At 64.2% G+C, this 18,484-nt stretch carries 20 protein-coding genes; 15 read left to right on the top strand and 5 right to left on the bottom strand.

Translation table 11 applies throughout. From position 1 onward, the window contains the following. Positions 1-61 precede the first annotated feature (61 nt). Positions 62-1,138 carry a branched-chain amino acid aminotransferase gene (locus tag NL528_RS10255; RefSeq protein ID WP_309182575.1) on the bottom strand — a complete coding sequence of 359 codons (1,077 nt, stop codon included), beginning with the start codon at positions 1,136-1,138 and terminating at the stop codon, positions 62-64. Positions 1,139-1,206: 68 nt separating this feature from the next. Then, on the bottom strand, positions 1,207-1,365 hold the full coding sequence (locus NL528_RS10250; RefSeq protein ID WP_309182574.1) for a hypothetical protein: 159 nt from the start codon (positions 1,363-1,365) through the stop codon (positions 1,207-1,209). A 102-nt stretch (positions 1,366-1,467) separates the two neighbouring features. Here NL528_RS10250 and NL528_RS10245 point away from each other — a divergent pair, with 102 nt between their 5' ends. The 3 genes from NL528_RS10245 (at position 1,468) to NL528_RS10235 (ending at position 4,254) form a co-directional block, all read left to right on the top strand. Continuing rightward, positions 1,468-2,016, top strand: coding sequence for a MarR family winged helix-turn-helix transcriptional regulator (locus tag NL528_RS10245; protein WP_074278995.1), 549 nt, complete (start codon positions 1,468-1,470; stop codon positions 2,014-2,016). A 14-nt stretch (positions 2,017-2,030) separates the two neighbouring features. Beyond that, entirely contained in the window at positions 2,031-2,753 is a 723-nt protein-coding gene (locus NL528_RS10240) for a response regulator transcription factor (protein ID WP_309184848.1), read from the top strand. Positions 2,754-2,868: 115 nt separating this feature from the next. Then, positions 2,869-4,254 carry an ATP-binding protein gene (locus NL528_RS10235; protein WP_309182573.1) on the top strand — a complete coding sequence of 462 codons (1,386 nt, stop codon included), beginning with the start codon at positions 2,869-2,871 and terminating at the stop codon, positions 4,252-4,254. A gap of 352 nt (positions 4,255-4,606) precedes the next feature. Here the strand turns inward: NL528_RS10235 and NL528_RS10230 are convergent, their stop codons facing one another. Beyond that, positions 4,607-5,158: a DUF3617 family protein gene (locus NL528_RS10230; protein WP_309182572.1), complete on the bottom strand. Its 552-nt coding sequence runs from the start codon at positions 5,156-5,158 to the stop codon at positions 4,607-4,609. 110 nt (positions 5,159-5,268) lie between these two features. Continuing rightward, on the bottom strand, positions 5,269-5,559 hold the full coding sequence (locus NL528_RS10225; protein ID WP_309182571.1) for a hypothetical protein: 291 nt from the start codon (positions 5,557-5,559) through the stop codon (positions 5,269-5,271). Between the two features lie 164 nt (positions 5,560-5,723). Here NL528_RS10225 and NL528_RS10220 point away from each other — a divergent pair, with 164 nt between their 5' ends. From NL528_RS10220 to NL528_RS10205, 4 genes are all read left to right on the top strand, one after another. Next, on the top strand, positions 5,724-6,182 hold the full coding sequence (locus NL528_RS10220) for a hypothetical protein (protein ID WP_309182570.1): 459 nt from the start codon (positions 5,724-5,726) through the stop codon (positions 6,180-6,182). 125 nt (positions 6,183-6,307) lie between these two features. Continuing rightward, entirely contained in the window at positions 6,308-7,009 is a 702-nt protein-coding gene (locus NL528_RS10215) for a ribonuclease T2 (RefSeq protein ID WP_309182569.1), read from the top strand. 186 nt (positions 7,010-7,195) lie between these two features. Next, complete coding sequence (locus NL528_RS10210; RefSeq protein ID WP_309182568.1) at positions 7,196-8,056, top strand: 23S rRNA (adenine(2030)-N(6))-methyltransferase RlmJ; 861 nt, start codon at positions 7,196-7,198, stop codon at positions 8,054-8,056. Positions 8,057-8,314: 258 nt separating this feature from the next. After that, on the top strand, positions 8,315-8,530 hold the full coding sequence (locus tag NL528_RS10205; protein WP_028350729.1) for a cold-shock protein: 216 nt from the start codon (positions 8,315-8,317) through the stop codon (positions 8,528-8,530). 296 nt (positions 8,531-8,826) lie between these two features. Here NL528_RS10205 and NL528_RS10200 read toward each other — a convergent pair whose 3' ends face one another. Beyond that, positions 8,827-9,450 carry a porin family protein gene (locus NL528_RS10200; protein ID WP_309182567.1) on the bottom strand — a complete coding sequence of 208 codons (624 nt, stop codon included), beginning with the start codon at positions 9,448-9,450 and terminating at the stop codon, positions 8,827-8,829. Positions 9,451-9,672: 222 nt separating this feature from the next. Between NL528_RS10200 and uvrC the strand changes: the two genes are divergently transcribed. The 8 genes from uvrC (at position 9,673) to NL528_RS10160 (ending at position 18,330) form a co-directional block, all read left to right on the top strand. Then, positions 9,673-11,775, top strand: a complete 2,103-nt coding sequence (gene uvrC / locus NL528_RS10195) for an excinuclease ABC subunit UvrC (RefSeq protein ID WP_309182566.1) — start codon at positions 9,673-9,675, stop codon at positions 11,773-11,775. Between the two features lie 92 nt (positions 11,776-11,867). Beyond that, positions 11,868-12,482, top strand: coding sequence for a CDP-diacylglycerol--glycerol-3-phosphate 3-phosphatidyltransferase (pgsA, locus tag NL528_RS10190; protein WP_309182565.1), 615 nt, complete (start codon positions 11,868-11,870; stop codon positions 12,480-12,482). Then, positions 12,479-12,730 (top strand): molybdopterin converting factor subunit 1, encoded by a 252-nt coding sequence (moaD, locus tag NL528_RS10185; protein WP_074278985.1) that lies wholly within the window; start codon positions 12,479-12,481, stop codon positions 12,728-12,730. The genes pgsA and moaD overlap by 4 nt, the downstream gene beginning before the upstream one ends. Positions 12,731-12,840: 110 nt before the next feature. After that, positions 12,841-13,308, top strand: coding sequence for a molybdenum cofactor biosynthesis protein MoaE (locus tag NL528_RS10180; RefSeq protein WP_309182564.1), 468 nt, complete (start codon positions 12,841-12,843; stop codon positions 13,306-13,308). Continuing rightward, entirely contained in the window at positions 13,308-14,270 is a 963-nt protein-coding gene (prmB, locus tag NL528_RS10175; RefSeq protein ID WP_309182563.1) for a 50S ribosomal protein L3 N(5)-glutamine methyltransferase, read from the top strand. The genes NL528_RS10180 and prmB overlap by 1 nt, the downstream gene beginning before the upstream one ends. A 125-nt stretch (positions 14,271-14,395) precedes the next feature. Then, positions 14,396-15,739, top strand: a complete 1,344-nt coding sequence (locus tag NL528_RS10170; RefSeq protein WP_309182562.1) for an aspartate aminotransferase family protein — start codon at positions 14,396-14,398, stop codon at positions 15,737-15,739. A 245-nt stretch (positions 15,740-15,984) separates the two neighbouring features. After that, positions 15,985-17,460 carry an EAL domain-containing protein gene (locus tag NL528_RS10165; RefSeq protein ID WP_309182561.1) on the top strand — a complete coding sequence of 492 codons (1,476 nt, stop codon included), beginning with the start codon at positions 15,985-15,987 and terminating at the stop codon, positions 17,458-17,460. Between the two features lie 15 nt (positions 17,461-17,475). Next, the gene (locus NL528_RS10160) at positions 17,476-18,330 is read left to right on the top strand and encodes a TIGR01459 family HAD-type hydrolase (RefSeq protein WP_309182560.1); all 855 of its coding nucleotides are present in this window, start codon (positions 17,476-17,478) and stop codon (positions 18,328-18,330) included. Positions 18,331-18,484: the final 154 nt, after the last annotated feature.

Here is an 18,484-nt window from a genome sequence, read left to right as displayed (position 1 = left end):
CCCGGAATCTCGAGATTCCGGGTCTGGTCCTGCGGACCATCCCGGAATGACGGTGCTTCGGTCACAGCACCTTTCTGATCCAGTCGTGCGGGTCGGCCGCGCGACCGTACTGGATGTCGACCAGCTTCTTGCGCATCCCCATGGCCACGGGGCCGGCAGCACCCCCGCTGATGAGAAAATCGCCGCTCGCCGAACACACCTTGCCGATCGGCGAGATGACGGCCGCCGTGCCGCAGGCAAAGGCCTCTTTCAGCTTTCCGCTGGCGGCATCCTTGCGCCACTGGTCGATCGTGTAGGTCTCCTCGCGCACGCGGGTGCCGGAATCCCTCGCGAGCGCGATGATCGAATCGCGGGTGATGCCCGGCAGGATCGTGCCGAGCGGCGGCGTCGAGAGCGAACCGTCTTCGAACACGAAGAAGACGTTCATGCCGCCGAGTTCCTCGATGTAGCGGCGCTCGACCGCATCGAGGAAAACCACCTGGTCGCAGCCGTGATCGATGGCCTCGGCCTGCGCGCGCAGGCTCGCGGCGTAATTGCCGCCGCATTTGACGGCGCCGGTGCCGCCGATCGCGGCGCGCGTGTAGTTCTCCGACACCCAGATCGACACCGGCGCAGGTCCGCCCTTGAAATAGGAGCCGACCGGCGAGGCGATGACGGCGAAGATGTATTCCGCTGATGGCTTCACGCCGAGGAAGACCTCGCTCGCGATCATGAAGGGCCGCAAATAGAGACTGCCCTCGCCGCCTGGAATCCAGGCGCGGTCGATGCGCACGAGCTGCTCGACCGCCTCGATGAACACTGGCTCGGGCAGCGGCGCCATCGCCATGCGCTCAGCCGAATTGTGGAAGCGCCGGGCGTTGGCGTCGGGGCGGAACAGGTTCACGCCGTTGTCGCGCTTGTAGGCCTTGAGGCCTTCGAAAATCTCCTGCGCGTAGTGCAGGACGGCTGTGGCCGGATCGAGCGGGAAATTCGCGCGGGATTCGACGCGCGCGCCATGCCAGCCCTTCGCCTGATTGTAGCGGACCACGGCCATGTGATCGGTGAAGACACGGCCGAAGCCCGGGTCCACGAGCCGTGCCGCGCGTTCCTTCTCAGGAGTCGGATTCGCCGCAGGCTGGATTTCGAAGTTCAAACTCATTTTCTTGCTTTCCGCTGTCGAAACCGGCGCGATTGCTGGCGCCGGCCTGTCTCTCCGGGCCTGCCGGCTTAATAGGTCTGGACTTCACCACCACCAGCCTTGCGGCCGGCTTCCATCGTCAACAGGTCGCAGACGACATGCTTTTGCGGAATGCCGAAGTCCAGTATGTTTGTCGAAATGCCGCTCGACAATCGCACGGTGGTCAAATTCGCGGCCCAAACCGCCATTGCTGAGTCTTTCCGGCCGCCTTAGATGTCATCACGATCGAAACGATCTAATATTTCGTCGCTGCTGGTAGTTTTGTAACATTGAACCCAAGATATGTCAACATGACTGACATAAATTTTTCAGGCCCGGCCGGAGCACCCGATTCGAAGGGTGTGGAGGGGGCTGGCGCGCATTCCCGCGACCTGCGCTGGGACATCATCGAGCTGTTGTTCTTCGCCTACCGGGATTTTGTCGGCGACGCCGACCATGAGCTGGAGGCTTTCGGCTTCGGCCGCGCCCATCACCGGGTGATGCATTTCGTCCATCGCTATCCGGGGCTGAAGGTCGCCGATCTCCTCGACGTGCTGCGCATCACCAAGCAGTCGCTCGGCCGGGTGCTCAAGCAGCTGCTCGATGAAGGCTATATCGTGCAGAAGACCGGCAATAACGACCGGCGGCAGCGCCTTCTTTACGCCACGGCGAAAGGTGAGGCGTTGGTGGGCAAGCTCGCCGGCCTGCAGACCGATCGCATCAACCGGGCCGTCGCCGATATCGATCCGGCCGGCGTGGAAACCGTGCGCCAGTTCCTGCGCGCGATGATCGATCGCGACGATCCCGACAAGGTGCTGGAAACGATCTTCGGCAGCGGCAGCAAGAAACCAAGGGAGTGATCGTGGCCCAGGGGCTGACAAACGCCGCAACAACGGCGGGGGCGCCGCTGCAGCCGGCCGACGACGCCCCGCATCTGCTGCTGGTCGACGACGACCGCCGCATCCGCGACCTGTTGTCGCGCTTTCTCTGCGGCGAAGGCTATCGCGTCACCACGGCCGCAAGCGCCAACGACGCGCGCGCCAAACTGCTCGGCCTGCATTTCGATCTGCTGATCCTCGACGTGATGATGCCCGGCGAAACCGGGTTCGATCTCGCCCGCTTCATTCGCGCCTCGTCTTCAGTGCCGATCATCATGCTGACCGCGCGTCACGAGGCCGAAGCCCGCATCGAGGGCCTGCAGATCGGCGCCGACGACTACGTCGCCAAGCCGTTCGAGCCGCGCGAGCTGGTGTTGCGGATCGGCAATATCTTGAAGCGCACCGCGCCGCCGCCGGTGGAGACGCTGGAGCAGGTCGCGTTCGGTCCCTACGTGTTTCATCTCGAACGCGGCGAACTGCGCCAGGGCGAGGAGATCATTCACCTGACCGACCGCGAGCGCGAAATGCTGCGCATTCTTGCGGCAGTCCCCGGCGACACCGTGCCGCGTGCCGCGCTGACGGGCGGCGGCACCGTCAACGAGCGCGCCGTCGACGTGCAGATCAACCGTCTGCGGCGCAAGATCGAGAAAGATCCCGCCAATCCCTTGTTCCTGCAGGCGGTGCGCGGCATCGGCTATCGCCTGGTCGCGTCCCCATAGAGGCTTTTGTTTTGACGCATTTGCTGCCGCAGATAAGTCTACGCAATCTGCGGCAACTTGATTGCTATCCGAACCGGTATCCACTTCGCTCGAAAACGCTATAGAGTCAGCCAGCATGAGCACGCTCGACACCGGCCTGACCCTGATCCGCAACGCGTCGCAGCGCGTCTCCGCGGTCAATGGCTGGATGGGCAACGCGTTCAAGGGCTGGATGCCGTCGGGGCTCTATGCCCGCGCACTGCTGATCATGATCGTGCCGATGGTGATCCTGCAGACGGTGGTGGCGTTCGTGTTCATGGAGCGGCACTGGAACACGGTGACGCGGCGGCTGTCGGCCGCGGTGGTGCACGACGTCGCCAGCCTGATCGACGTCTACAAGGGTTACCCGCAGGACAAGGACCGCGCGCAGTTGCGCCGCATCGCGCAGCGGATGCAGCTGGTGGTCGATTTTCTCCCGGTCGGCGACATGCCGCCGCCCGGCCCGAAACCGTTCTTCTCGCTGCTCGACCAGACGCTGTCGGTGCAGCTCGGCCGCCAGATCGGCAGGCCGTTCTGGATCGATACCGTCGGCAATTCGAATCTGGTTGAAATCCGCATCCAGCTCGACGATTCCGTGATGCGGGTGTTCGCGCAGCGCAGCTCCGCCTATGCCTCGAATTCGGAGATCTTCATCTTCTGGATGCTGGGCACTTCCTCGATCCTCCTGATCGTCTCGGTGCTGTTCCTGCGCAACCAGATCAAGCCGATCCTGCGGCTGGCCGATGCCGCCGAAAGTTTCGGCAAGGGCCGCGAGGCGCCGAACTTCCGGCCCCGCGGCGCGCGCGAAGTGCGCCGCGCGGCGCAAGCATTCCTGGAAATGAAAGCGCGCATCGAGCGCTCGATCGAGCAGCGCACCGCGATGCTGGCCGGCGTCAGCCACGATTTGCGCACCATCCTGACCCGCTTCAAGCTCGAACTCGTCCTGATCGGCGACAGTCCCGAGGTCGACGGCATGCGCCGGGACGTCGACGAGATGTCCGGCATGCTCGAGGATTATCTCGCATTTGCGCGCGGCGACAGCGGCGAGATCGCGCAGCCGACCGACATGACGCTGGCGCTGGAAGAATTGCGCAGCGACGCCGAGCGCAACGGCCACACCGCGACGGTGGCGTTCCGCGGCCTGCCGGTGGTGACGGTGAAGCCGGCCTCGTTCAAGCGCTGCCTTGCCAATCTCGTCTCCAATGCTGCAAGGCATGCCAACACGATTTCAATCACCGGCCTGCGCGACCACCGTTACCTGACGGTGACGATCGACGACGACGGACCGGGCATTCCGGCGGACATGCGCGAGGAAGTGTTCAAGCCGTTTCTGCGGCTCGACGATGCCCGCAACCAGGACGAGGGCGGCACCGGCTTAGGCCTTGCGATCGCCCGCGACATCGCGCGCTCGCATGGCGGCGACATCATGCTCGGCGACAGCCCGATGGGCGGCCTGCGGGCGGCGGTGCGGATACCGGTGTAAATCGATTTGCAGCTCGGTGGCCTCATCCTTCGAGACGCGCGAAGACGCGCTCCTCAGAATGACGGATAGTACGGACCTCATCCTGAGGAACTTGCCAACGGGTCCGCGCGAAGCGCGGCCCGATGATAAACTCCGCAAGCGTCTCGAAGGATGGACGCAACACACGGACTCGCGGCCATCCTTCGAGACGCGGCGAAGGCGCCGCTCCTCAGGATGAGGTCCGAGATAACTTCACAGCCTCTCAGGATGAGGACCTCAGTCCCTCATGGTGAGGAGTGCAGCAAAGCTGCGCGTCTCCGGACGATGCTTCGCATCGCCTTGAGAACCATGAGGCCCGGACACGTGAACGACGCTACTTCGGCAGCTGCGGGATCTGCTTCGGCATCATGGCCTTCAGCTTTTCCATATCCTTGACGTTCATCTTGAGGCCGCCGGGCATCACGATATCGCCGGGCTTCTGGTCGGCCTTGCAGGCGCCGAGCCACTTCGCCTCGATCGACGTCGTTGAGTCGCGCGTTCCGGCGGGACCGCCCGCGCTGTGCGAGGTCGACTTCACGGTATAGGCGGAATTGAAGTCGCCGATGATTTCGGAATGCGAGGTGATCGACATGCCAGCGATGCCGCAGACGGAATCGCTGACATAGCCGGTCGCGGTCTTCTGGATATCCTGCTTGGAGCACATCTCCTTCGCCATCGGCGAGGCCGCAGTGCTCATGTCCTTGTCGGTGGTCTCGTCGGTGCAGTGCTGCATCGTCATTTCCGGCATCGGGGATCCCGTGTGCAGCACCTTCATTTCCCACAAGCCGGCCTTGCGGACCGGCAGGTCCACCGCGCGGGCATCGCCCGCCGACAGCAGCGCCAGCAGGCCAAGGGCCGAACCAAATGAAACAAGCTGCCGCTTCATCGCCCGCACTCCCGGCTGATTTTTCCTGCGCATGGTCCTTTCGGAAGACCGGTTCTCACGTTGCGCCAACGCGGCCCTCCGGGTCCGGATCATGCTCCAGGCGAAGCGCCTCAGTAGAGCGAGCGCAGCGGCCGCGCATTGGCGCCATAGGGCACCCAGCGACAGGCGAACGAAATGTAGCCGCCGGGCTGCGGATCGACCGCGAGGAATTTCACCACCTTGCCGTAATAGGCGCAGTGATCGACCGCGAGCTGGCGGGCGTCGGCCTGGGTCGCCATCGAAAAGGCAATGATGCCGCCGGTATCGTTGCCCTTGAACGGCGGCACCCAGTCGGCCCGCGCCGGCGCGCCCGTCAATATTCCGCAGATCGCAACCAGGCTCGCCGCCGTGATGATTCGCATTGCAAACTCCATTCGCTCCGCCGCACCTTAAAGCCCCTCGGCGGCCGTGAAAAGAACGGGTGGCGGCCGGCGTGCGGAGTCTCCGCAGGTGTTGCCGCGTTGCACTTGACCTTGCCCGGGCTTCACGGCACCGTCCCCTCCGTTGGATCATCGGCGGATTCCCCATGCGCAACCTGTTCACCTCCCTGAAAACACTCGGCATTGGCGCTGCGTTCGCGCTGCTGGCCTTCGGCCATGCGGCCGAGGCCGCCAACCCGATGGAGCTGAATTTCGGGCTGTTCGGGCCGAAGTATGACGGGCGCGTTGCGGAATGCGAGAAGGCGCTGGGGACCATCACCTCGCAATTCCACGAGAAAGAAAGCACCTTCTGGAACTCCCCGCTGACCATCACCTCCTATGGTCGGATCCATGAAATCGCGTTCCGGCCCTGGCAATCCGACAATATTCCGCGCCGTTATTGCAGCGCCGACGTCATGACCAGCGACGGCAAGCTGCGCACGGTGCATTACTCGATCATCGAGGACGGCGGCTTTGCCGGTTTCGGCCAGGGCGTCGAATGGTGCGTCACCGGACTTGATCGCAACTGGGCCTATAATCCCGGGTGCAAGTCCGCCCGGCCCTGATTCCAGCCTGAATTCTGCCGACAGACGCGGCCGGCCCGATCGTTTTTCGGGCCCGCTGGTATTTTGTTCTTGAAATGTTCCGGTTCCCTGCTAGGCTCGGGGGCAGTCGAGTAGGGGGTGCTGTGATGTTCCGACCGGCCATGATTTCACGATTTCTCATTTCCCTTGTCATTTTCTCCCTTATCATCTTCGTCGGCGTCTTCGCCGGGACGGCATCCGCCCAGGACCGCCGGCAAAACGCGCCCGGCGAATTCGATTTTTACGTGCTGTCGCTGTCGTGGTCGCCGTCGTTCTGCGAGGAAGCCTCTGAACGCGGCAATAGCGGGCGCTCGCAGGCGCAGTGCGGCGGCAGGCCGTTCTCCTTCGTGGTGCACGGCCTGTGGCCGCAATATGAGCGCGGCTTTCCCGAATATTGCGAGCGGCCCTCGCCGCGGCTCGAGCGCAATATCATGACCTCGATGCTGGATTTGATGCCGGCGCCCGGGCTGATCTTCAATGAATGGGACAAGCACGGCACCTGTTCGGGACTGGGCGCGCGGGCCTATTTCGAGACCATCCGCAAGGCCCGCGCGGCGGTGAAAATCCCCGAGGAATTCCTGCAATTGTCGGAACCGAAGACGATTGCGCCCGACGATCTCGAAGCGGCCTTCATCAAGGTCAATCCGGGACTGAGCAGTTCGGCGATCTCGGTGACCTGCAACCGCCAGCGCCTCAGCGAAGTACGGATTTGCCTGAACCGGGATCTGCAATTCCGCTCCTGCGAGGAAATCGACCGCCGCGCCTGCCGGCGCGACCAGGTGCTGATGCCGCCGCTGCGGGGCGGCTGAGATCTCCCGCCACCGTCATGCCCGGGCATAGCAGTCTGCCGTGCGCAGACTGCGTGACTTGACTGCGCCCCGGGCATCCACGTCTTGCTTTGCCGTGCCTGCCAAAGACGTGGATGGCCGGGACAAGCCCGGCCATGACGCGTAGAAGACACTAACGTCTTCTCCAATTTGGTCAGCCGAACCCAGATGAACTACCGACACGCCTTCCACGCCGGCGGCTTCGCCGACGTCATCAAGCACATCGTGCTGGTGCGTATCCTGACCTATCTGCAGGAAAAGCCGGCCGCCTTTCGCGTCATCGACAGCCATGCGGGCGCCGGGATCTACGATCTCGGCGGCGATGAGGCGCGCCGCAGCAGCGAATGGCTGACCGGCATCGCCCGGGTGATGCAGGCGCGGTTCTCAGAAAAGGCCCTGCCGCTGGTTACGCCCTATCTCGATATCGTCCGGGCCTTCAATCCGAAAGCCGACTTGAAAGCCTATCCCGGATCGCCGCTGATCGCGCGCGCCATGCTGCGGCCGCAGGACCGCCTCACCGCCTGCGAGATCGAGCCGAATGCCCGCAAGCAATTGGTCGGCGCGCTGCGCCGCGACACCCAGGCGCGGGTGGTCGATCTCGATGGCTGGACCGCATTGCCGGCCTTCGTCCCCCCCAACGAGCGCCGTGGCCTGGTCCTGATCGATCCGTCGTTTGAGCAAAAGGACGAATTCGAACGGCTGGCCGACGGTTTCACCGAGGCCTACGAAAAATGGCCGACCGGCAGCTATCTGCTGTGGTACCCGGTCAAGAGCCGGCGCATCACCGACGGCCTTGCGCGCCATGTCGCCGGCGTGGCTGAAACCAGCAAGCCGGCCGGCAAATGCCTGCGGCTGGAATTCAGCGTCGCGCCGCAGGAGCCCGGCGGGCCCCTCACTTCCACAGGTCTCCTGATCGTCAATCCGCCGTGGACGCTGGCCGCCGAGTTGAAGACCATTTTGCCCGAGCTGGAAAAGCCGCTCGGCCAGGGCGGCGCCGGCCGGTTCAGGCTCGAGACCCCCAAACACTAGGTACCCCCAATGGGCTGAAAATTGCGATTGAGGCGTAGTCAATTTACGCGAAACCGTATTATGCTCAGCGCGTTGAGACTGGCTTTACGTTCCGCTTCCGCGAATGGTTGCGGCGGAGTGACAAGGCCTCAAAAAAATCCAGGCCGATCGGTGGCGTGACCGGTCGGCTCAGGTGGCCAAGCTTCGGACAGCGAATGTCCGGTCGGCCGCTACGCGATATTTGCGTAGCGGCGGAAAAGTGCGGGGGAGGAGTTCCCGATGGCCATGACTGGTACGGTCAAGTTCTTCAATGGAGAACGCGGCTACGGCTTCATCAAGCCCGATGACGGCGGCCGCGATGTATTCGTCCACATCACCGCCGTGGAGCGGGCTGGATTGAAGGATCTGACAGAAGGACAGCGCATTACGTTCGAGGTCGAACCGGACAAGAAGGGCAAAGGCCCCAAGGCGGTCAACCTGGTGATTTCATCGTGAGCCGGGGCATGATCCGGAAAAAGCCTGCCCCGCACTTGATGCGGGGTGGATTCCAGTTTTCCGACGCGACAAACGCAAAACGTTTGCGCGGAGATCATGCTCTGAACACTCGCCGATGAAAGCGGACTGAGTTATTGGCTGTTGAGATATCTGCCGCGCCTGAGCTCGCTGCTCAGATGGTGGAGGCGTGCGTGATTTGGCCGCCCCCGAGGCGCCCGCCACCACGCTGTCCACGCGACAAAAAAATCCCGGCGGCTTGATGCCGCCGGGAGGTTGGAAGCCCGATTTTCTTGTTCTCAGAAGTGGTAGTTCACGCCGGCCCTTATCAACCCGAACCGGTAACTGTTCGACGCGCCTGTAATGACGAAGTTGCTGTCGGCCAGATCGACATAGAGATATTCGACCTTGGCGCTCCAGTTCGGCGCAAAGCCCATCTCGCCGCCGATGCCTACGGTCCAGCCGGCATTGGTATGGGATTCCGACAGGCCGAAGGTGGTGGCGCGGAGTTCGCCGAAGGCGAGGCCGCCGGTGCCGTAGAACAGGACGTTGCCGAGCGCATAGCCGACCCGGCCGCGCACCGTGCCGAACCAGGGGTTGGCGAACTTCCACGGCGCAAAGGTATCGTCCGCGCCGGTCGCCTGGATGTCGCCTTCGACACCGAACACCCACGGACCTTGCTGCCAATTGTAACCCGCCTGGACGCCGCCCGCGACGCCGGACGGCTTGGTCAGGTTGTTGTCGACCGAACCCCAGGCATAGCCGAGGTTGCCGCCGAGATAGGGACCGGCCCAGCTATAGGCATTGAGCGGCTGATTGACGGTAAGGGGCGGGCGCGATCCGTAATTGAGGTCGGCCGCCTGCGCCGACATGGTCCAGCCCGCGGCGATCAGCGCCAACGCGCGCAACAGAAACCTGCTCATCACTCAACTCCACCACGCAACGGCCGTGACCGCCGGCTGGAAGCCGGCATGGTTACGGAACTCCAGCCTTTTCGCGTAAGATTTATCGAGAGTTTTAAGTTAATGGGTTGTTAAGCGGGGTTACCGGGCCGCTCATCATTCTTAAGAATGTGTTACCCGGACGCGGCCTCCCCCGCCCCGCGACCGCTGGCGATGTGGGACCCCAGCGCTTAATTGAGGCCCATGGATCACGATTCTGCCGACCACCCAAAAACGCCCGCCCCGCAGAAGGCAAGGCGCGGTTCAAAGCCGGATCTGCCGCCGCAAGACCCGGCGCTGCTGTCTGATGATTTCGACCCTGCCATTGCGGCCACGGATGAGGACGACGAGGCCCGCCTTCCGGAGGCGCCCGACGAGCCCGCGGAGGCGATCGGCGAGGGTCCGCTGGCGGTCGGCCATGCCGCGATCGAGAACGCGGTCCGGCTGGCGCCGACCTCGCCCGGCGTTTACCGCATGCTCAACGTGGCCCACGACGTGCTCTATGTCGGCAAGGCGAAAAACGTCCGCAAGCGCCTGTCCTCCTATGCCCGCGTCAACGCGCCCTTGCCGGCGCGCATCCTGCGCATGATCGCGGCGACCGTCACCGTCGAGATCATCTCCACCTCGACCGAGACCGAGGCGCTGCTGCTCGAAGCCAATCTGATCAAGCAATTGCGGCCGCGCTTCAACGTGCAGCTGCGCGACGACAAGTCGTTTCCCTATATCCTGATCACCGGCGACCACTGGGCGCCGCAGATCCTGAAACATCGCGGCGCGCAATCGCGGCCGGGACGATATTTCGGACCGTTCGCGTCCGCAGGCGCCGTGGGCCGCACCATCACGGCGCTGCAGCGCGCGTTCCTGATCCGCTCCTGCACCGACGGATTCTTCGAAAGCCGCACGCGCCCTTGCCTGCTCTATCAGATCCGCCGTTGTTCGGGCCCCTGCACCGGCGAGATCGATTTCCCCGGCTATACCGAGCTCGTGCGGGAAGCCAACGACTTCCTTTCCGGCCGCAGCCATCTGGTGAAAAAGGAGCTGGCCGGCGAGATGGAAAAGGCCTCGGCCGAACTCGAATTCGAGACCGCGGCACTCTACCGCGACCGCCTCGCCGCTCTGTCGGCGATCCAGTCGCAGCAGGGTATCAATCCACGCACCGTGGAAGAGGCCGACGTGTTCGCGATCCATCAGGAGGGCGGCTATTCCTGCGTCGAGGTGTTCTTCTTCCGCACCGGGCAGAACTGGGGCAACCGCGCCTATTTTCCGCGTGCGGAAAAATCGTTCACGCCGGAGGAAGTGCTGGCCTCGTTCCTGGCGCAATTCTACGACGACAAGCCGCCGCCGAAACTGATCCTGCTCTCGCACGAAATCGAGGAAAGCGCGCTCCTGGCCGACGCGTTGTCGGTGAAAGCCGGGCACAAGGTGGAGGTCTCCACCCCCAAGCGCGGCGAGAAGAAAGAGCTGATCGCGCACGCCCTCACCAATGCGCGCGAGGCGCTCGGCCGCAAGCTCGCCGATACCGCGACGCAAGGCCGCCTGCTGGAAGGAATGGTCACCACGCTCGCCCTGCCGCATACGCCCAAGCGCATCGAGGTCTACGACAACAGCCATATCCAGGGCACCAACGCGGTCGGCGCCATGATCGTGGCGGGGCCGGACGGTTTCATCAAGAACCAGTACCGCAAGTTCAACATCAAGTCGGAGGGCCTGACGCCGGGCGACGATTACGCGATGATGCGCGAGGTGCTGGAGCGGCGCTTCAAGCGGTTGTTGAAACCTGTGGATGGCGGCGCCGCGAAGCCCAGGCCGGACCTCAAGCCGGACCTCAAGGCGGACGACGATTCGTTTCCGCAATGGCCCGATCTCGTCATCATCGACGGCGGCCGCGGGCAACTGAACGCGGTCCGGGAAATCTTTGAAAACCTCGGGCTGACCCAGGTCTCGCTGCTGGCGGTCGCCAAGGGTCCGGACCGCGACGCCGGCCGCGAAACCCTGTTCATGCCGGACCGCGAGGCCATCAAGCTCGAGCCGCGCGACCCCGTGCTGTATTTCATTCAAAGGCTGCGCGACGAGGCACATCGGTTCGTGATCGGCTCGCACCGCAAGCTGCGCAAAAAGGACATCCGCGAGGCCGGCCTGCAGGAAATTCCGGGCATCGGCCCGTCACGCAAACGTGCCTTGCTGCACCACTTTGGAACGCTGAAGGAGATCGAGCGGGCCTCGATCGCCGACCTCGGCAAGGTTCCAGGGGTCAGCGCGGAAAGCGCCCGCAAGATTTTCGAGTTTTTCCACGCCCAGCCGGGTTAAAGGGGGCCTTGAGTCACACCGGCGTCGCCTGCGACCGATCATCGTAGGCCCGCCCAGTTGACCTTCACGCCTCAGCGGTATTGGTAAGACGGATGAACATCGCCACGACAAGGGGACAGGGCAAGACCATGTCCCTCCCGAATATCCTGACCTACGCCCGCATCGCCGCCATCCCGGTGGTGGTTGGCTGCGTTTTCTGGGAATCCATCCTGGACGGCCCGATGTGGCTGCGCTGGGTGGCGCTGGCCGTGTTCATCGCCGCCGGAGTTACCGACTATCTCGATGGCTACTATGCACGAATCTGGGATCAGCAATCGGCGTTCGGCCGGATGCTCGACCCGATCGCCGACAAGCTCCTGGTCGCGTCCTGCCTGTTGATGCTGGCCGCCGACAACTCGATCCATGGCTGGACGCTGTGGGCCGCGATCGTGATCCTGTGCCGGGAAATCCTGGTCTCGGGCCTGCGCGAATATCTCGCCGGCCTCCGGGTCAGCGTACCCGTTACCAAGCTCGCGAAGTGGAAGACCACCATTCAACTGGTTGCGATCGGCTTTCTGATCGCCGGCGAGGCCGGCGAGCAGATTATCCCCGCGACCACCCTGATCGGCATCGTGCTGCTCTGGATGTCGGCGATCTTCACGATCTACACCGGCTGGGATTATTTCCGCGCCGGCATCCATCACCTCATCAAGGAGGATGAGGGATGAAGGTCAAATATTTCGCCTGGGTACGCGAGCGGGTCGGCATGGCGGAAGAAACCGTCGAGCCGCCGGCGGATGTGCGGACGGTGGGCGACCTGATCGGCTGGCTCGCCAAGCGCGGCGAGAGCTATGCCCATGCGTTCGAGACGCCGCGGGTGATCCGCGCCGCGATCGACCACGCCCATGTCAAGCCGGATGCGGCCATCGCCGGCGCCCGCGAGATTGCCTTTTTCCCGCCGATGACCGGCGGCTGACGCATGATCAGGACCCGGAGGGCCACGTCAGTGCAAAGTGGGAACCGGTTTTCCCTCGTGACAAACGCGGAACGCGTTTGCGCGGAGATCATGCCCAATAAGAAGCTCTGATGACCGCCATCGCGACCATCCGCATCCAGGAAGCCGATTTCGACGTCGGCCAGGAGATTGCGGCGCTGACCAGGGACCGCACCGATATCGGCGCCGTCGTCAGCTTCAGCGGCATTTGCCGCGGCAGCGAAAACGGCGAACCGATCGCAGCCCTGACGCTCGAATATTACCCCGGCATGGCCGAGGCCGAAATCAAGCGCCATGCCGACGAGGCGCTGTCGCGCTGGCCGCTGACCGGGCTGACCGTCGTGCATCGGGTCGGGCGCATCACGCCCGGCGAAAATATCGTGCTGGTGCTGGCGGCATCCCAGCACCGGCAGGCGGCGTTTCAGGCTGCGGAGTTTTTGATGGATTATCTGAAAGCCAACGCCCCGTTCTGGAAGCGCGAGGAAGGCCTCAAAGGCTCGAGCTGGATCGAGGCCCGCGGCCACGATGACGCCGCAGCAGAGCGCTGGACCAAATCCTGATGGCCAAACCCAGCAAGGCGCCGGCCAAGCGCGGCCGTGCCGGTTCGACATTCCCAAAGGTCGGTTCCGGCGAATTGCTGACGCTGCTCGATTTCGTCCGCTTCGCGGTGAGCCGTTTCATCGAAGCCAAACTGGCGTTCGCGCACGGCACCACCGATCCAGTGGCCGAAGCTGCCTTCCTCGTATGCGAAACCCTGCATCTGCACCCCGACCAGTTCGAAGCCTTCGCGACCGCGCGCGTCACGGTGGCCGAAGGCAAAAAGATCCTCGATTTGATCGAGCGCCGCGTCACCACGCGAAAGCCCGCCGCCTATCTCGTCAACAAGATCTACATGCGCGGCCTGCCGTTCTATGTCGACGAGCGCACCATCGTGCCGCGTTCCTTCATCGGCGAATTGCTGGACTCCCATTTCGGCGGTGACGACGAGCAAGGCGGTTCGCTGATCGACGATCCCCTGTCGGTGGAAAGCGTGCTCGATCTCTGCACCGGCTCGGGCTGCCTTGCGATCCTGGCCAGCCGGAATTTTCCGAACGCGGCAATCGATGCGGTGGATATTTCCAGGGACGCGCTCGAGGTCGCCGCGCGCAATGTCGGCGATTACGGATTGGAGCATCGCCTGGCACTTCACCGCGGCGATCTGTTCAAGCCGCTGGGCGACAAGCGCTACGATCTCATCATCACCAATCCGCCCTATGTCGATGCGGAAGGCATGGCCGCGCTGCCCCGCGAATGCCGCGCCGAGCCGAAGCTTGCCTTCGACGGTGGCGCCGACGGGCTCGATATCGTCAGACGCATCCTCGATGAGGCCAAGGCGCACCTGACGCCGCAGGGCGGGCTGTTGTGCGAGATCGGCCGCGGCCGCCAACAGCTGGAGGACGCCTACCCGCAATTGCCGCTGCTGTGGCTCGACACCGAGGATTCCGACGGCGAAGTGTTCTGGATCGGCGCTGCGGATCTGTAATCGGTAACTTGCCCTCGAAAGCGCCCGGTCGAGCGGAAATATCGCCGCCGCCGGCGTTCCCGCCACGCGCCGAAGCTGATAGTTTGATGGGCAGCACCAACCCGTTCAAACCCGAAGAGGCCTCCATGTTGGACAAGAGCCCCCACGCCGCCGTCAATGTTCCGAACGATCTCGCCGCGCACTGGATGCCGTTCACCGCAAACCGGGCGTTCAAGAAGAGCCCGCGGCTGCTCGCCGGCGCCAAGGACATGCATTACATCACCGTTGACGGCCGCAAGATCATCGACGGCGCCGCCGGCATGTGGTGCTGCAACGCCGGCCACGGCCGCAGCCAGATTTCCGACGCGATCGGCAAGCAGGCCGCCGCCCTCGACTACGCGCCGCCGTTCCAGTTCGGCATCCCGCAGGCGTTCGAACTCGCCAGCCGCATCGCCGATCTGGCGCCCGATGGCCTCGACCACGTGTTCTTCTGCAATTCCGGCTCGGAAGCCGCCGACACCGCGCTCAAGATTGCGCTGGCCTATCACCAGATCAGCGGCCAGGGCGGCCGTGTCCGGCTGATCGGCCGCGAGCGCGGCTATCACGGCGTCGGCTTTGGCGGCACGTCCGTCGGCGGCATCGTTGCTAACCGCAAGATCTACGGCTCGCTGCTGTCAGGCGTCGACCATCTGCCCCACACCTACGACCGCGAGAAGCAGGCCTTTACCAAGGGCGAGCCGGAATATGGCGCGCATTTCGCCGACGAACTGGAGCGGCTGGTCAATCTGCACGGCGCCAACACCATCGCCGCCGTGATCGTCGAGCCGATGGCGGGGTCGACCGGCGTGCTGCCGGCGCCGAAGGGTTACCTCAAGCGGCTGCGCGAGATCACCCAAAAGCACGGCATTCTCTTGATCTTTGACGAGGTCATCACCGGTTATGGCCGGCTCGGCTTCGCGTTTGCCGCCGAACGCTACGGCGTGACGCCTGACATGCTGACCTTCGCCAAGGGCATCACCAACGGTGCGGCGCCAATGGGTGGCGTTCTGATACGCGGCACCATCCACGACGCCTTCATGAACGGCCCGGAACATATGGTCGAACTGACCCACGGCTATACCTATTCGGCGCATCCGATCGCCTGCGCGGCGGCGCTCGCGACCCTCGATATCTACCGCGACGAAAAGCTGTTCGAGCGGGCCAACAAGCTCGAGGCGAAATTCGCCGACGCGGTGATGTCGCTGCGGAGCCAGCCCGGCGTGGTCGATATCCGCACGGTTGGCCTCACCGCCGGCATCGACCTCGCGCCGCGCCCGGACCTGCCGGGCAAGCGCGGTCTCGACGCGCTGAACAGCGCCTTCCACGACAACGACCTGATGCTGCGGGTGGCCGGCGACACCTTGGCGCTGACGCCGCCTCTGATCGTCACCGAGGACCAGATCGGCGAGATCGTCGACAAGGTCGCCAAGGTGATCCGCGCGACGGCGTAAGCTACTTACCTCGCCCCGCTTGCGGGGAGAGGTCGAAATTCGCGCCAGCGAATTTCGGGTGAGGGGGTACAGGTCTATCGATAGATCTCGCTCGCGGATGGAGCCCCTCACCCCAACCCTCTCCCCGCAAGAGCGGGGCGAGGGAGTAGACCGCCGGCGGTTCCACCTCCCTCAAAACAACACTAGCCCACCGAATCAACATTAATGCTAAGGTTGCAGCGCTCTCGAGGAGTGTGGCGCGCGACATGATTCGCATTTCGACGATTTTCATCGCCATCTGCATGGTGCTGGTCGCGGCTTCGCTTGGCCTTGTGCTGTATTCGGTGGCGGGCATCAGCGGCACGGAATCCGCGATCGTGGCGCTGACCGCGCTGACCTTCCTGATCCTCTACAACGCCGTCTCGATGCGGCTGCGCGACCGCAGCGATGTCGGCGGCCAGATCGCGGACCTGTCGCGCGGCACCGCCGACCTCGCCCGCCAGGTGGCGGAATTCGGCCGCCGGCTCGCCGCCGTCGAGGGCCGGGTGGTGTCGGCGAATTCCACCAATGCCGACCGCATCCAGGCCGTGGTCGGTGAAATCAACGAACTCGGCGTGCTGGTCAAACAGCTCGCGGTCTCCGTCGCCAGCCATGACGACATGCTGTCCTCGGGCGTCCCTGCCCCCGCCCCGGTGAGCCAGCCCGATTTCGACCGTAGCGGGGCGCCGCTTGCCACCCCGGCTGGCGAGGCGGCAGCTGACATCGCAGCCGCGGTCATCAATGCCACGCCGGCGCCGGTTGCGGTTGCCGCGGAGGCCGCCGCGCCCTCGCGCAGCCAGCAAGGGCTGCTCGCCGCGGTGAAAACCGCGGTCGAGGAAAACCGGCTCGATATCTATCTGCAGCCGATGGTGACGCTGCCGCAGCGCAAGGTGCGCTACTACGAGGCGGTGACGCGGCTGCGCGACGACAAGGATCAGGTCATCGCCGCCGACGACTTCATCGGTGTGGCCGAAGCCGGCGGCCTGATCGGACGCATCGACCACATGGTGATGCTGCGCTGTATCCAGGTGCTGCGCCGGTTGATGGTGCGCAACAAGGATGTCGGTGTGTTCTGCAACGTGTCCGCCGCGACGCTGGGCAATCAAGCCAATTTCGCGCAATGCCTCGATTTCCTCGAGGCCAATCGCGCGCTGGCGCCGTCCTTCGTGCTCGAATTCAAGCAGGCGACGTTCCGCAATCTCGGCGCGACCGAGACCGAGCATCTGGCGGCGCTGTCGCAGCGCGGTTACCGTTTCTCGATCGACCATGTCAGCGATCTCAGGATCGAGCCGCGCGAACTCGCCGATCGCGGCGTCCGCTTCATCAAGGTGCCGGCGGCGCTGCTGCTCGACCCGAAGCAGAGTTCGGCATCCGATATTCACCCCTCCGACCTTTCCGACCTGCTCGGCCGCTTCGGCATCGACCTGATCGCCGAAAAGATCGAGGGCGAGCGCGCGGTGGTCGACCTGCTGGATTATGACGTGCGGTTTGGGCAGGGTTTCCTGTTTGCACCGCCCCGGCCGTTGCGGCCGGAGGGGGCATCGCCTACCGCCGGGGCCGCTCCGAACAAGGCTCAGGACCCCCAAGCATCCCAGGCATTGGCACCCAATGGCTCCAGCAATCCCGCCCCTACCGCCATCGATCCGCCACCGCGGGCGACCGGCAATGCCGCGCTGGCGCGCCGCGCCGCCGGACCGGGCTAACCGGCGCGCGATACCATGACGTCACTTCGATTCGTCGAGAAATTGCGCGACCTCGTCGGTAGCGTCGAGGTCGTGCTCTCCGACATCTGGGGCGTGGTGCATAACGGGCTCGAGGCCTTTCCCGAAGCCTGCGAAGCGCTGCACACCTACCGCCAGCAGGGCGGCACCGTCATCCTCATCACCAACGCGCCGCGGCCGGCCGATTCGGTGCAGCGGCAATTGCGCAAGCTCGGCGTCGCCGACGACACCTACGATGCGATCGTCTCTTCTGGCGACCTGACCCGCCACTTCGTCGCCGGCCATCCGGGCAAGAAAATATTCTGGCTCGGGCCGGAGCGCGACAGTTCGATCCACCGCGGGCTTGATGCCGTGATCGGTCCGCTGGAGCAGGCCGATTACATCATCTGCACCGGCCTGTTCGACGACGAAACTGAATCCGCCGAAGACTATCGCGCGATGATGCTGCAGGCGCTCGAGCGCAAGCTGCCGCTGATCTGCGCCAATCCCGACATCGTCGTCGAGCGTGGCGACCGCCTGATCTATTGCGCGGGCGCGATCGCCGAGCTTTATCGCGAACTCGGCGGCGAGGTGATCTTCTACGGCAAGCCGCACCGGCCGATCTATGAGCGCGCCATGCAATTGGCCGCCGAGCAGCGCGGCCGTCCGGCGGCGCTCAACCGCGTGCTGGCGATCGGAGATTCGGTGCGGACCGATCTTGCCGGCGCCCACGGCTTCGGCATCGATCTGCTGTTCGTGACCCGCGGCATCCACTCCGAGGACTTCGAAGGCATCGAACAGCTCGACCCGGCCTCGGTGAAGGAACTGTTCGGCCACCCGCCCAGGGCGCTGATGCGGGAGCTGCGGTGGTGAGGTAGCGGATACGTCCGCGGACGTCATCCTGAGGTGCGAGCCTCTTCGGCGAGCCTCGAAGGATGAGAGGAACGATCGGTGCTTGCAGCCCATCCTTCGAGGCGCGCAAGAGCGCGCACCTCAGGATGACGACGGAGCAGGTGGGGGCGTGGCG

Source organism: Bradyrhizobium sp. Ash2021, assembly GCF_031202265.1.
Classification (GTDB): Bacteria; Pseudomonadota; Alphaproteobacteria; order Rhizobiales; family Xanthobacteraceae; genus Bradyrhizobium.
The sequence above is the reverse complement of the archived record's forward strand: the minus strand, read 5'-3'. Positions and strand labels throughout refer to the sequence as shown.